This is a genomic window from Curvibacter sp. Hmag1.1 (assembly GCF_059769165.1).
On sequence record NZ_JBMBGX010000002.1, the window covers coordinates 2,592,776 to 2,607,222 of the forward strand.

Sequence of the window (14,447 nt, forward strand, 5' to 3'; positions counted from 1 at the left end):
CACACGGTGGAAGCTCCTCGGACCCATACCACCGTATTGTTGAACGAAGCGGTAGATGCCTTGTTCAGTGATGGCGGCACCCCCTTTGACGCAGCTTCGCTAGCCACCTACGTGGATGCGACTTTCGGCCGGGGCGGCCACTCTCGCAGCATTCTCTCGCGCTTGGATGCTTCCGGCCGGCTGATCGCCTTTGACCGCGATCCTGAGGCTGTGGCCCAGGCAGCGCTCATTACGGATCCCCGCTTTTCCATTCGCCACGAAGGTTTCTCTAACCTCGGCGTCTTGCCGTCCGGCAGTGTGGGTGGCGTGCTGATGGACCTAGGTGTCAGTTCCCCCCAGATCGATAGCCCGGAGCGGGGCTTCAGCTTCCGCTTCGAAGGCCCTTTGGATATGCGCATGGACACCACGCGCGGTGAGAGTGTGGCCCAGTGGCTGGAAACAGCCGAGATCAATCAAATCGCGGAGGTGATACGTGAATATGGTGAAGAACGGTTTGCTGGGTCAATTGCAAAGGCGATTGTTGCTCGCCGACAGGAACGGGGCCCAATTTCAACCACCTCCGAGTTGGCCCAACTCGTGGCTGACACGGTCAAAACCCGCGAGCCGGGCCAGAACCCTGCAACGCGCACATTTCAGGCTTTTCGGATTTTCATCAACGCCGAGCTTGAGGAGTTGCAACAGGCGCTAGACGCCAGTCTGGAAGTCCTCCAGCCCGGCGGACGTCTGGCTGTGATCAGCTTCCATTCGTTGGAAGACCGTATCGTCAAGCAATTCATCGCCAAGCACTCCAAGGAAGAGTACGACCGCCGCGCGCCCTTTGCGGCTCCCAAGGTCATGAAGCTCAAGGCCTTGGGACGGATCAAGCCGAGTGCAGAAGAAGTGGCTGCCAACCCTCGCTCACGCAGTGCGATTCTGCGTGTGGCGCAAAGGATGCCGGCATGATGCGCATCAACCTGGTGCTGTTGGTGGCGGTGGTTTTCAGTGCGCTGTATCTGGTGGGGATTCAGTACGAGTCGCGCCGTGTGTTTACTGAGCTGGACAAGGCCCGTGCAGATTCCCGTCGTCTGGAAACCGAGTTCGGTCGCCTTCAGGTTGCCAAGCGCGAACAAGCGACATCCGCCCGCGTGGAGCAGCTCGCGCGTGAAAAACTGCAGATGCGCCAAGTGACGCCCGCGATCACCAGCTATGTCACCTACAGCGCGCCTGTGCCCCAAGCTGGCGCCTCAGCGGCAAAGAAAGGTGTCCAGTGACACGCCGAGGCATTCAGTACACCTCCAGCCCCTTGTTGGCCAGCCGCACTCCGGTATGGCGCAGCAAGTTTGTAGTGGGTGCGATTGCACTCGGGTTTACAGGTTTGGTGGCGCGTGCCGCCTACATCCAGGTGTATGCCAATGACTTCTTTCAACGCCAGGGCGAAGTGCGCTTCGCGCGCACGATTGATTTGCCGGCGGATCGTGGGCGCATCCTGGACCGCAATGGCTTGATTCTCGGTTCCAGTGTTCCGGCCCCCAGCATTTGGGCCATCCCTGAAGACGTGGATCTGGAAAAGGGTCAGCTGGCCCAATTGGCCAAGCTACTGGATATGCCGGCAGCCGACATCGCAAAGAAGCTGCAGGACGAGGACAAGTCGTTCGTCTGGATCAAGCGCCAGGTCAATGCAGATATTGCCAAGAAGATTGCCGAGCTGAATATCAAAGGCATCTATCAGCGCAAGGAATACAAGCGCCAGTATCCGGAAGGCGAGGCTGCTGCGCACATCGTGGGCTTTACCAACGTCGAAGACAACGGTCAGGAAGGCGTGGAGTTGATGTTCAACAAGGAGCTGCTCGGACGTCCGGGCATGCGCCATGTGATCAAGGACCGGCTGGGTCGCGCCGTGGAAGATGTGGGAGAAATGGTTCCTCCCGTCCCGGGCCGGGACCTGCAGCTCAGCATTGACAGCAAGGTGCAGTTCTTCGCGTACCAGAAGCTGCGTGACGCGGTAGTCACCAACAAAGCCAAAGCCGGCAGCGTGGTGGTACTGGATGCCATCACTGGCGAAGTGCTGGCGCTTGCCAACTACCCCAGCTACGTGCCGGACAAACGCCACAACCTCACCGGTGAGCAGTTGCGTAACCGTGCATTGACCGACACGTTCGAGCCTGGTTCGGTCATGAAGCCGTTCACCGTCGGTCTTGCGCTGGAGTCTGGTCGCGCCAAGCCGACTACCGTGATCGATACTGCTCCAGGCTCGGTCACCATCACCGGCGCCACCATCCGCGATTCCCACCCGCACGGCGCCTTGACGGTGGAGCAAGTCATTCAGGTCTCCAGCAACGTGGGCACCACCAAGCTGGCTATGCAGATGCCGGCCAGTGAGATGTGGCAAACCTTCTCGCAGGCGGGTTTCGGTCAGAAGCCGCAGATCGAGTTTCCCGGCGCAGTGTCAGGGCGGCTGCGTCCCTACAAGTCCTGGCGCCCCATAGAACAGGCCACCATTTCATATGGCTACGGCATGTCTGCTTCGTTGTTTCAGATGGTGCGTTCGTACACCGTCTTTTCCCATGATGGCCAGATCATTCCTGCCACTTTGCTGAAAACCAGCCAGCCTGCGGTCGGCGTTCCGGTGTTCTCCGAGCAGACCGCGGCCAAAGTCCGCCATATGCTGAAAATGGCTGCTGGACCGGGCGGCACGGCACCCAAGGCTCAGACCATCGGTTACTCGGTGGGTGGAAAGTCGGGAACCGCCTACAAGCAAATCGGCAAGGGCTACGGGAGCGACGGAAACCGCAAGTACCGCAGCTGGTTTGTGGGCATGGCGCCCATCGAGCAACCGCGCATCATTGTGGGCGTCATGCTCGATGAGCCCAGTGCCGGCAAATACTACGGCGGTGAAGTAGCCGCGCCTGTATTCAGTGAGACCGTGCAGCAAACCTTGCGCATGTTGGGGGTTCAGCCTGACATGGCTGTGCAGCCGCATATCGTCGCGGATGCGGTGGAGGAGAGCTTCTGATGGCCACCTTCACCACCCCCGCGCAGGCCGTGGAATGGCTGCGTTCCCGCGGCGTTCAGGGCCTCACGACAGACAGTCGCGAAGCGACCAGCGTGGATGCATTCATTGCATGGCCGGGTGCCGCGACCGATCCACGGCGCTTTGTTGCGCCCGCACTGGCGAAAGGCGCTCTCGCCTGCCTCGCGGAGCAGTCGGGTGCAGAGGCCTTCGAATTGGATCCCGATCGCACGGGCTTTTACTCCGGACTCAAGGCCGGTTCTGGGCCGATAGCAGCAGCGTTTTACGGCATGCCTTCCCGCGATTTGGCCGTGATGTCGGTGACCGGCACCAACGGAAAAACCAGCACTGCCTGGTGGTTGGCACAGGCACTGGGCCAAGTGGGGGGCAAAGAGGCTATGCCGTGTGGCGTCATCGGCACGCTGGGCGTTGGTCGCCCGCCTGCATTGAAGGCCACAGGCTTCACGACGCCTGATCCGGTTCTCTTGCAGAAGACCCTGCGTTCTTTCACGGAGCAAGGGCTCAAGGCATGCGCGATGGAGGCTTCGTCCATCGGCATCGAAGAACTGCGCATGGCCGGCACGGTAATCCATACCGCCATCTTTACCAATTTCACCCAGGACCATCTGGATTACCACGGCAGTATGGCGGCTTACTGGGCCTCCAAGCGCGCGCTGTTTTCCTGGGACGGGTTGAAGGCCGCGGTGGTGAATGTGGATGACGACAAGGGCGCCGAACTGGCCGCTGAGCTTGCGTCCACCTCCTTGGATGTGTGGACTGTTGGCGTTCAGCGTGACGCACGTCTCGTAGCCCGTGGCGTCACTCATTCGGCCCAAGGCCTAGCGTTCGATGTGGTGGAAGGCAGAGAGTCTGTCCGATTGCAGTCGCACGTTATCGGTAGCTACAACGTGTCCAACTTGTTGGGGGTGATTGCAGCCATGCGCACTGTGGGTATCCCCCTGCAGTCTGCCGTGCAATCCTGCGCAACGCTGTTGCCGGTACCCGGTCGTATGGAGTGTGTAGGCGGAGATTCTGCTCCCCTAGTGGCGGTGGACTATGCCCATACGCCGGATGCTTTGGCGCAGGCTTTGCGCGCATTGCAGCCGGTTGCCCAAGCCCGTGGCGGAAAGCTCTGGTGCGTGTTCGGTTGCGGTGGTGACCGCGATGCGTCCAAGCGTCCCCTGATGGGGGCGGTGGCTGCTGCCCAGTCGGAGCATGCAGTAGTGACCAGCGACAACCCCCGCAGCGAAAAGCCTGAAGCCATCGTGGCGCAAATTCTTTTGGGCATGGTGGAGTGCCCCCATGTGGATGTGCAGGTCGATCGCGCCGTGGCGATTGCCGACGCCATCCGCAGCGCCGATGCCCGCGACGTCATTTTGCTGGCCGGCAAAGGTCATGAAGAAACCCAGGAAATTGCCGGTGTGAAGAACCCGTTCTCCGATATGACTCACGCCCGGTCTGCCTTGGCTTTGCGCAGTCCCAATAAGGAGACCATGCGATGAGCGCCATGATGACCCTGTCTCACGCGCTCAAGTTGATACCGGGCGCTACGTTGGCAGGCGATGGATCTACGTCCATTCACCGCGTACACACCGACACCCGGACGATTGAACCTGGCGACCTGTTTGTGGCACTGCAGGGCGAGCGCTTCGATGCCAACGACATGTTGCATGAAGCTTTCGCCAAAGGCGCTGCCGCCGTGCTGTGCCATGCAGGTCTGACGGCCAGCGCTTATCCCGCCGGCTTGCCGCGTATCGAAGTGAACAACAGCAAGCTGGCCTTGGCTACATTGGCCACTGGTTGGCGCGCCCAATTCGATCTGCCAGTGATTGCCGTGACCGGCAGCAATGGCAAAACCACCGTCACGCAAATGATTGCCAGCATCTTGCATGCGCACGCGCCCGATGGCGCGGCGCTTGCAACAGTGGGTAACTTCAACAACGACATCGGCGTGCCTTTGACGCTTTTGCGCATGCGGGCACAGCATCGCATCGCTGTGGTTGAGCTGGGTATGAACCATCCCGGCGAAATCGCGGTGCTCGCAGCCATGGCTCAACCCACAGTCGCGCTGGTGAATAACGCGCAGCGTGAGCACCTGGAGTTCATGCACACCATAGAAGCCGTAGCACGTGAGAACGGCAGCGTGCTGTCCTCTTTGCCTGAAACAGGCACCGCGGTGTTTCCTGCGGATGATGATTACGCCCCTCTATGGCGCGAGCTGTCTGCCGGCCGTGTTGTAGCGACCTTTGCCCGCGGTGACGCTGGCGCAGATTTCGTGGTGCGCAGCGCAAGCTGGCAGGATGGTGCCTGGCAGGTCGTGGCCGGCACGCCCCAAGGGGAGCTGCGCTACCGCTTGGCCATTGCAGGTCGCCACAACGTGAAGAATTCCTTGGCCGCAGCGGCTTGTGCTCTGGCCGCTGGCGTGCCTGCTATCACGGTGGCACGCGGGCTGGAGGCCTTTGTGCCCGTCAAGGGCCGCTGCCGCGCCATGCAGGTGCGCCAAGGTGCGCTGGACTTCACCTTGGTGGATGACACCTACAACGCCAATCCGGATTCCATGCGCGCCGCCATCGATGTGCTGGCAGATTTGCCTGGCCCGCGCTTGTTGGTGATGGGTGACATGGGTGAAGTAGGCGAGCAGGGTCCCGCCTTCCACGCAGAAGCGGGTCGCTATGCGCGCGATGCAGGCATTGAGCATGTGTTGGCTCTGGGGGATTCCAGTGCCCATGCGGTGCAAGAGATGCCGGGTGCCCGGCATTTCAAGGATGTGGCCGACCTGAATGCTGCTGCCTTGGCTTTGGCGCCTGCGGTGGCCAGTGTGCTTGTCAAAGGCTCGCGCTTCATGCGCATGGAACGTGTGGTGGAGGCCCTGTCGGCCCGCATCGCGCAGGAGGTGGCGGGTCATGCCTAAATTGTTTGGAGAAGTTTCATGCTGCTGAGCCTGGCCCAATGGCTGCAAAGTTTGTCGCCCGAGTTCGGCGTGTTCCGGGTATTTCAGTACCTCACTTTCCGTGCCGTGATGGCTGCGCTGACCGCACTGTTGATCGGTCTGGCTGCCGGCCCTGCCGTGATCCGTCGTCTGCGCGCCCTGAAGATCGGCCAGCCCATCCGTGGTTACGGCATGGAGACTCACTTGGCCAAGAGCGGTACGCCCACCATGGGTGGCGTACTCATCCTCTTGTGCATTGCCACCTCCACGCTGCTGTGGGCGGATCTTTCCAACCGTTTTGTCTGGATCGTGCTCATCGTGACCCTGGGCTTCGGCGCCATCGGTTGGGCCGACGACTGGCGCAAGGTGGTGCACAAAGACCCTGAGGGCATGCGCTCCCGCGAAAAGTATTTCTGGCAAAGCCTGATCGGCCTGCTGGCCGCTCTGTACCTGGTGTTCAGCATTTCCGAGAGCTCCAACCTGCGGGTGCTGGAGCTGTTTTTCAATTGGGTGCGCTCGGGTTTTGATGTGAACCTGCCCCCCAAAGCCGGCCTGTTGCTGCCCTTCATCAAAGAGGTGAGCTATCCGCTGGGCGTGTTGGGCTTTGTGGTCATGACCTACCTGGTCATTGTGGGTTCCAGCAATGCGGTGAACCTGACTGACGGCCTGGACGGCCTGGCCATCATGCCGGTGGTAATGGTGGGTTCCGCGCTGGGTGTGTTTGCTTACGTAACAGGCAGCTCGGTGTTCTCCAAGTACCTGTTCTTCCCCTACATTCCCGGCTCCGGCGAGTTGTTGATTTTCTGCTCCGCCATGGCCGGAGCAGGCCTGGCTTTCTTGTGGTTCAACACCCATCCTGCGCAGGTTTTCATGGGCGACGTCGGCGCCTTGGCATTGGGTGGCGCGTTAGGCACTATTGCCGTCATCGTTCGCCAGGAAATCGTGTTGGCCATCATGGGGGGCATCTTTGTGGCTGAGGCCCTGTCGGTCATGCTGCAGGTCACCTGGTTCAAGTACACCAAAAAGAAATTCGGTGAAGGCCGCCGCTTGCTCAAGATGGCGCCGCTACACCACCATTTCGAAAAGTCCGGCTGGAAAGAGACCCAGGTTGTGGTCCGCTTCTGGATCATCACCATGCTGCTCTGCCTGGTCGGCCTGTCTACCCTGAAATTGCGATGAACACGCCCGAGCAGCACCTCCCGCTTGAACCCCAGCAGACACCGGCAGTTGACGCCGGTGTGCTGCAACACGCCTCTATGGCGCAAGAGGTTCAGCCTGTGGTGCCTGCAGTGGATGTGGAAAGCCAGCCTGCTGAAGAGGTCGCTCAGGTGTCCTTGCCTCCAGTTCCAGCTTCCGCCGGTCCCAAGGCCTTGCCCACGACCTTGACCGCTGCCAAGGAGGCCGCTGAGTTTGTAGCCCGCATCTTCGCGGAAACCGAGGCGGAAAAAACAGAAGCTGCAGAGGCTGAATCGACGGTGGCGGAGGTCAGCGTAGACGAAGCGGTGGCAGAAGAAGTGCCAGCAACCGAGCAGGTCTTTGCGCCGCTGGCCGGTCAAAAGGTGTTGATTCTGGGACTGGGTGCCTCGGGTCTGGCCATGGCCCGTTGGTGCGTGTTAACGGGTGCGGCGCAAGTGACGGTGGCCGATACCCGCGAAACCCCGCCTCAGTTGGCCGTGTTGCAGCAGGAGCTGCCCCAAGTGCAATTTGTAGCCGGTCCTTTTGCTGCGTCCTTGGTGGAAGGGCGCGACCTGAACGCCGTGTACCGGTCCCCAGGTTTGAGTCCCGAAGAAATTGCTCCTGTTTTAGGAGCTGCTGGCGCACATTCCATCAGCGTCGGCGGCGAGTTGAGCTTGTATTCCATGGCCTTGGAAGCGCTGCGTACTGTGCGTGCTTACCAGCCCGCGGTGTTGGCAATTACCGGCACCAACGGAAAGACGACGGTCACCTCGCTGACCGGGCAACTGATCGCCCATGCGGGCAAAACCGTTGCGGTGGCCGGCAACATCGGCCCCACGCTGTTGGACACGCTGACGCAGCATTTGCAGGCAGACACCTTGCCCGACGTCTGGGTGCTGGAGCTCTCCAGCTTCCAGCTGGATGCAGCAGGAAGTTTCGAGCCTACGGCTGCCGTGGTGCTCAATGTGACGCAAGACCACCTCGATTGGCACGGCAGCATGCAAGCCTACGCGGGGGCCAAGGCCCGCATCTTCGGCCAGCGCGGCATGATGGTGTTGAACCGCGAAGACGCCACCGTCATGGCCATGCGTCCGGAGCCTGTGCGTGTGCGTCTGCAAAAGCCGCAAGAGCGCGCTTACATTTCCTTCGGCACCGACATGCCCCAACGTCCAGGCGATTTCGGCATCGAAGACGTCAACGGCATGGTGTGGCTGGTGCGTGCGCTGGAAGCAGACGAAACGCGCAAGCGCCGCAAGGATGAAGAGGAAGAGATCCACATTCAGCGCCTGATGCCGGCGGACGCCTTGCGCATCCGCGGGCGCCACAACGCCAGCAATGCCCTGGCAGCTTTGGCACTGTGCGCCTCCGCCGGTTGTGCGCTGGCCCCCATTTTGTACGGTCTGCGCGAGTACCGCGGTGAGCCGCATCGCGTGGAGCCTGTCGGCATCATCAATGACGTCGAGTTTTTTGACGATAGCAAGGGCACGAACGTGGGCGCCACCGTGGCAGCGTTGCAGGGCCTGGGCGCTGACCGCCGCATCATCGTCATTCTGGGCGGTGAGGGTAAAGGTCAGGACTTCGCGCCTTTGGCTGCCCCGGTGGAGCGCTATGTGCGCGCCGTGGTGCTGATCGGCCGGGACGCCCCCCTGATCCGCGCAGCCCTGGAACTGACCGGCATTCCTTTGGTGGATGCTGACAGCATGGCTTCCGCCGTCACGCTGGCCAATGCCAAAGCCCACGCGGGCGACGCGGTGCTCATGTCCCCCGCCTGTGCCAGCTTTGACATGTTCAAGAACTACGAGCACCGCGCGCAGGTGTTCTGCGACGCAGTCAAAGAACTGGCCCTGTCCAATGGCACTGAGTTGGAGCAGCTTCCATGAAGTTCATGCCCAACTTCGTCGCGGGTTGGTTTGCGCCCAAGGAAGCTGAGGCTGCCGGCGCCCTTCCTGTGCGTCTGGGCGGACGTGGCTCGTTCTCTGCCAGTATCACTCCCGCGCAGGTCAAGGGTTTCGACCAGCCACTGGTCTGGGTCACGGTGGCTTTGCTGCTCTGGGGGCTGGTGATGGTGTATTCCGCATCCATCGCGATGCCGGACAACCCCAAGTTCACCTTCTATTCCCACACCCATTTCGTGACCCGTCACGCCATGTCCATGATGGTGGCCTTTGTGGCGGCATTGATTGCCTTCCAGGTACCAGTCCAGACCTGGGAGCGCCTTGCGCCCTGGTTGTTTGTCGTCTCCCTGGTGCTGCTGATTCTGGTGCTGGGCGTGGGCCGCGGTGTGAACGGCGCCAAGCGCTGGATCTCTCTGGGGGTGATGAACTTCCAGCCTTCCGAGCTCGCCAAGTTCGCGGTGCTGCTCTATGCGTCTGACTACATGGTCCGCAAGATGGAAGTGAAAGAGCACTTCTTCCGCGCCGTGGCTCCCATGGCGGTGGCAGTCGCGGTCATCGGTTTGCTGCTGTTGGCAGAGCCTGACATGGGCGCCTTCATGGTGATTGCCGTGATCGCCATGGGTATCCTCTTTTTGGGCGGCGTGAACGCCCGCATGTTCTTCCTGATTGCGGCGGTGATCGTTGTGGCTTTCGGGCTGATGATCGCCTTCTCGGAATGGCGCCGTGAGCGCATTTTTGCGTATCTGGACCCATGGAACGAAAAGTACTCCATGGGCAAGGGCTACCAGCTCTCTCACTCCCTGATTGCCATCGGTCGCGGCGAGATCTTCGGTGTCGGTCTGGGCGGGAGTGTGGAAAAACTGCACTGGCTGCCCGAAGCGCATACCGATTTTTTGCTGGCCGTGATCGGCGAAGAGTTCGGCTTGGTCGGGGTGGTCGCCGTGATCGGGATGTTCTTGTGGATGACCCGTCGCATCATGCACATCGGCCGCCAGGCCATTGCGCTGGACCGCGTCTTTGCCGGTCTGGTGGCCCAAGGTGTGGGCGTGTGGATGGGCTTTCAGGCCTTCATCAATATGGGCGTGAATTTGGGTGCCTTGCCCACCAAAGGCCTGACCCTGCCACTCATGAGCTATGGCGGCTCCGCCATTCTGATCAATCTCGTCGCCATCGCCGTGGTGCTGCGCGTGGACTATGAAAACAGACAACTAATGCACGGAGGCCGTGTATGACGCAAAAGACTGCATTGATCATGGCCGGCGGCACGGGCGGGCACATCTTCCCGGGGCTGGCCGTGGCCCAAGCCCTGCGGGACAAAGGCTGGCGCGTGCACTGGCTGGGTGCTCCCGGCAGCATGGAAAGCCGCATCGTGCCGACCCGCGGCATTCCGCTGGAGCTGGTGGAGTTTGGTGGCGTGCGCGGCAAGGGCATCAAGACATTGGCACTTCTGCCGTTCAAGCTATTGCGCGCCTTCTGGCAAAGCCTGCAAGTGGTGCGCCGTGTGAAACCTGACGTGCTGGTGGGCCTCGGTGGCTACATCACATTCCCCGGCGGCATGATGGGCGTGCTGTGCGGCAAACCTTTGGTGCTGCATGAGCAGAACTCGGTAGCCGGCATGGCCAACAAGGTGCTGGCCGGTGTGGCGGACCGCGTGTTTGCGGCCTTCCCGAAAGCCATGCCCAAGGCGGAGTGGGTGGGCAACCCCTTGCGCGCTGAATTCTTGAATCTGCCTGCACCGGACGTGCGTTTTGCCGGCCGCAGCGGCCCGATCAAGGTGCTGGTGGTGGGTGGCAGCCTGGGTGCCCGCGCACTCAACACCGTGGTCCCCCAAGCCCTGGCGCTGATTCCTGAAGCCCAGCGTCCCGTGGTGACGCACCAGGCCGGCGAAAAACAGATTGACGAGTTGCGGGCCAACTATGCCGATGCCGGCGTCCAGGCCACGCTCACCCCATTCATCGACAACACCGCGCAGGCGTTTGCTGATGCCGATCTGGTGATTTGCCGGGCCGGTGCCAGCACGGTGACCGAGCTGGCCGCCGTGGGCGCTGCGGCGGCGTTTGTGCCGTTTCCTGCTGCGGTGGATGACCACCAGACCTTCAATGCTCGCTTCCTGGTCGATCAGGGCGGTGGCTGGCTTTTGCCGCAAGCCACTCTGACCCCCGAAGCGCTGGCTGAGATGCTATTGAAAACAGAGCGACCCGCGCTGATGCAGCGGGCGCTGGGAGCCAAAAAGATGCAACAACTACACGCTACCGAAGCCGTGGTGGGCGCCTGCGAGGAGCTTGCGAAATGAAGCACGCAGTCAAACACATTCATTTCGTTGGCGTGGGCGGATCCGGCATGTCCGGCATTGCCGAAGTGCTGAGCAACCTCGGCTACGAGATCTCGGGCTCCGACTTGGCTGATAACGTCACAACCCGCCGCCTGGCCGCTTTGGGCATCAAGACCTACGTGGGCCACGCCGCAGAGAACGTGACTGGTGCGGACGCCGTGGTCACCTCCACGGCGGTGCAGTCCGACAATCCCGAAGTCATCCGCGCCCGCGAGATGAAGATCCCCATCGTGCCCCGTGCGTTGATGCTGGCAGAGCTCATGCGCTTGAAGCAGGGCATTGCAATCGCCGGTACCCACGGTAAAACCACGACCACCAGCCTGGTGGCGAGCGTGTTGGCGGAGGCCGGTCTGGACCCTACTTTTGTGATCGGTGGCCGCCTCAACAGCGCAGGCGCGAATGCGCGTCTGGGCAGTGGCGAGCACATCGTGGTCGAGGCCGATGAGTCGGATGCGTCCTTCCTGAACCTCCTTCCCGTGATGGCAGTGGTAACCAACATCGACGCCGATCACATGGAAACCTACGGGCACGATTTCGGCAAGCTCAAGAAAGCCTTTGTCGATTTCCTGCACCGCATGCCTTTCTATGGCGCAGCGATTCTCTGCACCGATGACCCCGCGGTGCGCGACATCTGCGAGCAGGTCACCTGCCCGATCACCAGCTACGGCTTCAACGAAGACGCTGAAGTGCGCGCTGTGAATGTGCGTGCGGTGGGCGGCCAGATGCACTTCACCGTGCAACGCCGCAACGGTGTAGTTCTGCCCGATATGGAGGTGGTGCTGAACCTGCCCGGCCTGCACAACGTGCTCAACGCGCTGTCGGCCATTGCAGTAGCCGTGGAGCTGAACATTCCAGATGCGGCCGTCGTCAAGGCGTTGGCCGAGTTCAAGGGCGTGGGACGCCGCTTCCAGCGCTATGGAGACCTCGCTTTACCCCAGGGTGGCACGGTCACGGTGATTGATGACTACGGTCACCACCCCGTCGAGATGGCCGCCACGCTGGCAGCCGCACGCGGTGCCTTCCCCGGGCGGCGTCTGGTCCTGGCTTTCCAGCCGCACCGCTACACCCGCACACGGGATTGCTTTGAAGATTTTGTGAAAGTCATTGGTGCCGGTGCCGACGCGGTGCTGCTGGCCGAGGTGTATGCCGCCGGTGAAGCGCCCATCGTGGCGGCAGACGGCCGGTCTCTCGCGCGTGCCCTGCGCATTGGCGGCAAGGTGGAGCCCCTGTTTGTGGACGACATCGCCGCCATGCCTCAAGCCGCCATCGACAACGCGCGCGATGGCGATGTGCTGATGTGCATGGGTGCCGGATCGATTGGCGCCGTGCCCGGAAAAATTGTTGAATTGCTACAAAATCAGGAGCTGCTCGCGCAGCAGGGACGGGCGCTATGAGTCAAAATAATCTGAATCTAGGGAAGGTGGCTGTGCTGATGGGCGGTGCCTCGGCAGAGCGCGAGGTGTCACTGATGTCGGGAAGTGGCGTGCTCAAGGCACTGCGTTCGCAAGGCGTGGACGCCCATGCCTTCGACCCCTCTGAGCGTGCGCTGGATGAACTCAAGCGTGAAGGCTTTGATCGCTGCTTCATCGCGCTGCACGGTCGCTTCGGCGAAGACGGCACAGTGCAGGGCGCACTCGAATTGCTGGGTATTCCTTACACCGGCTCCGGCGTGATGGCCTCCAGCATCTCCATGGACAAGGTCATGACCAAGCGCATCTGGCGCTTTGAAGGCTTGTCCACTCCTGCATGGCAGCAGGTCAAAAGCGCCGCCGAAACCCAGGCTGCGTTCGCAGCGCTGGGCGCACCCATGATCGTGAAGCCCGCACGTGAAGGCTCTTCCATCGGATTCACCAAGGTGATGAGCGCGGACCAGTGCGATGCCGCCTATGCGCTGGCCTCGCAGCACGACAGCCATGTGCTGTGCGAGCAGTTCATTGCGGGTGATGAAGTGACCTGCCCTGTTTGGGGCCCGAGCTCTGCGCCTGAGGCGCTGCCGGTGATCCGCATCGTGGCGCCCGAAGGTAACTACGACTACCAGAACAAGTACTTCACCGACACCACCCAATACCTGGTCCCCGCTGGCTTGCCTGCCGGCGAAGAGGAAGCCATCCAGGCGCTGGTGTGCAAGGCCTACCAGGTGCTGGGCTGTCGCGGCTGGGCACGGGCCGACGTCATGATTGATGCCAAGACCCGCACACCCTACTTGCTGGAAATCAACACCTCACCGGGCATGACCGGCCACTCCCTGGTGCCCATGTCTGCCAGTGCTGCCGGTATCAGCTACGAAGAACTGTGTGTGCGCCTGCTGCAAAGCACCGCCACAGATGGGAAGGCCGACGCGTGAATTCCACTGTCGCCACTCCGCTGGACGTCAAGCTCATGAATGGGACCGCTGTGCTCCTGTTCATGGCTTTTGTCGTTCTCGCAGTGGTGACCGGTGGCCGCTGGCTGGGGCGTTTGCCGATGTTTTCCATCCAGGGCATCACGGTAACCGGCGACATGAACCACAACAGCCCGCTTACGTTGCGGGCCAATGTGGCCCCCGGCTTGAATGGCACTTTTTTCTCCGTTGATCTGGCGCGGGTGCGCTCCGCTTTCGAGGCGGTGCCATGGGTGCGCCACGCGGTGGTGCGCCGCGAGTTTCCGAACCGCTTGCGGGTGGACTTGCAGGAGCACGTGGCAGTGGCCTATTGGGGCGCGGAGCCGGAATTGCGCCTGCTCAACAGCTATGGCGAAGTGTTTGAAGCCAACGTGGGCGAAGTGGAACAGGACGTGCTGCCCAAGCTTAGCGGGCCTGACGGCCAGAGCGGTGACGTCTTGGCCATGTACCGCACGCTGACCCCTTTGTTTGCCGGCATAGAGCTGCCGCTGGAACAACTGGATTTGTCAGGTCGTGGCAGCTGGCGCGCCCGTCTGGACGGTGGCGCCGTGATTGAGCTCGGGCGCGGAACGCCAGAGGAAGTCACCGAGCGCCTTCAACGGTTTTTGAGAACGCTGACGCAGGTCACCACACGCTATGGACGGGCGCCGGGCTCCGTCGAATCGGCGGACTTGCGGCACGCCAACGGATACGCGGTCAAGCTGCGCGGCGTTACCACGCTGGCAGCGGACAGCACCAAGAAATAG

General features: G+C 61.5%; 12 protein-coding genes. All 12 read left to right on the forward strand.

Annotation, left to right across the window (positions count from 1 at the left end):
- Positions 1–6 precede the first annotated feature (6 nt).
- The 12 genes from rsmH to ACOAP0_RS12975 are packed head-to-tail and all read left to right on the forward strand — an operon-like array spanning position 7 to position 14,447.
- A complete protein-coding gene (gene rsmH, locus ACOAP0_RS12920) occupies positions 7–942 on the forward strand; it encodes a 16S rRNA (cytosine(1402)-N(4))-methyltransferase RsmH (RefSeq protein ID WP_498376727.1) in 936 nt (311 codons plus the stop codon).
- Complete coding sequence (ftsL, locus tag ACOAP0_RS12925; protein WP_498376728.1) at positions 939–1,250, forward strand: cell division protein FtsL; 312 nt, start codon at positions 939–941, stop codon at positions 1,248–1,250. The genes rsmH and ftsL overlap by 4 nt, the downstream gene beginning before the upstream one ends.
- Entirely contained in the window at positions 1,247–2,992 is a 1,746-nt protein-coding gene (locus ACOAP0_RS12930) for a peptidoglycan D,D-transpeptidase FtsI family protein (protein ID WP_498376729.1), read from the forward strand. The genes ftsL and ACOAP0_RS12930 overlap by 4 nt, the downstream gene beginning before the upstream one ends.
- Complete coding sequence (locus ACOAP0_RS12935; RefSeq protein WP_498376730.1) at positions 2,992–4,491, forward strand: UDP-N-acetylmuramoyl-L-alanyl-D-glutamate--2,6-diaminopimelate ligase; 1,500 nt, start codon at positions 2,992–2,994, stop codon at positions 4,489–4,491. The genes ACOAP0_RS12930 and ACOAP0_RS12935 overlap by 1 nt, the downstream gene beginning before the upstream one ends.
- 5 nt (positions 4,492–4,496) lie before the next feature.
- Complete coding sequence (locus ACOAP0_RS12940; RefSeq protein WP_498377780.1) at positions 4,497–5,900, forward strand: UDP-N-acetylmuramoyl-tripeptide--D-alanyl-D-alanine ligase; 1,404 nt, start codon at positions 4,497–4,499, stop codon at positions 5,898–5,900.
- Between the two features lie 18 nt (positions 5,901–5,918).
- Entirely contained in the window at positions 5,919–7,097 is a 1,179-nt protein-coding gene (gene mraY, locus ACOAP0_RS12945) for a phospho-N-acetylmuramoyl-pentapeptide-transferase (RefSeq protein WP_087496291.1), read from the forward strand.
- On the forward strand, positions 7,094–8,974 hold the full coding sequence (murD, locus tag ACOAP0_RS12950; protein ID WP_498376731.1) for a UDP-N-acetylmuramoyl-L-alanine--D-glutamate ligase: 1,881 nt from the start codon (positions 7,094–7,096) through the stop codon (positions 8,972–8,974). The genes mraY and murD overlap by 4 nt, the downstream gene beginning before the upstream one ends.
- A 5-nt stretch (positions 8,975–8,979) precedes the next feature.
- Positions 8,980–10,221 carry a putative lipid II flippase FtsW gene (ftsW, locus tag ACOAP0_RS12955; RefSeq protein WP_498377781.1) on the forward strand — a complete coding sequence of 414 codons (1,242 nt, stop codon included), beginning with the start codon at positions 8,980–8,982 and terminating at the stop codon, positions 10,219–10,221.
- A complete protein-coding gene (murG, locus tag ACOAP0_RS12960; protein WP_498376732.1) occupies positions 10,218–11,282 on the forward strand; it encodes an undecaprenyldiphospho-muramoylpentapeptide beta-N-acetylglucosaminyltransferase in 1,065 nt (354 codons plus the stop codon). Before ftsW ends, murG begins: the two co-directional genes overlap by 4 nt.
- Positions 11,279–12,715, forward strand: a complete 1,437-nt coding sequence (gene murC / locus ACOAP0_RS12965) for a UDP-N-acetylmuramate--L-alanine ligase (protein ID WP_498376733.1) — start codon at positions 11,279–11,281, stop codon at positions 12,713–12,715. The genes murG and murC overlap by 4 nt, the downstream gene beginning before the upstream one ends.
- Positions 12,712–13,665, forward strand: coding sequence for a D-alanine--D-alanine ligase (locus ACOAP0_RS12970; protein WP_498376734.1), 954 nt, complete (start codon positions 12,712–12,714; stop codon positions 13,663–13,665). The genes murC and ACOAP0_RS12970 overlap by 4 nt, the downstream gene beginning before the upstream one ends.
- Positions 13,662–14,447 (forward strand): cell division protein FtsQ/DivIB, encoded by a 786-nt coding sequence (locus ACOAP0_RS12975; RefSeq protein WP_498376736.1) that lies wholly within the window; start codon positions 13,662–13,664, stop codon positions 14,445–14,447. Before ACOAP0_RS12970 ends, ACOAP0_RS12975 begins: the two co-directional genes overlap by 4 nt.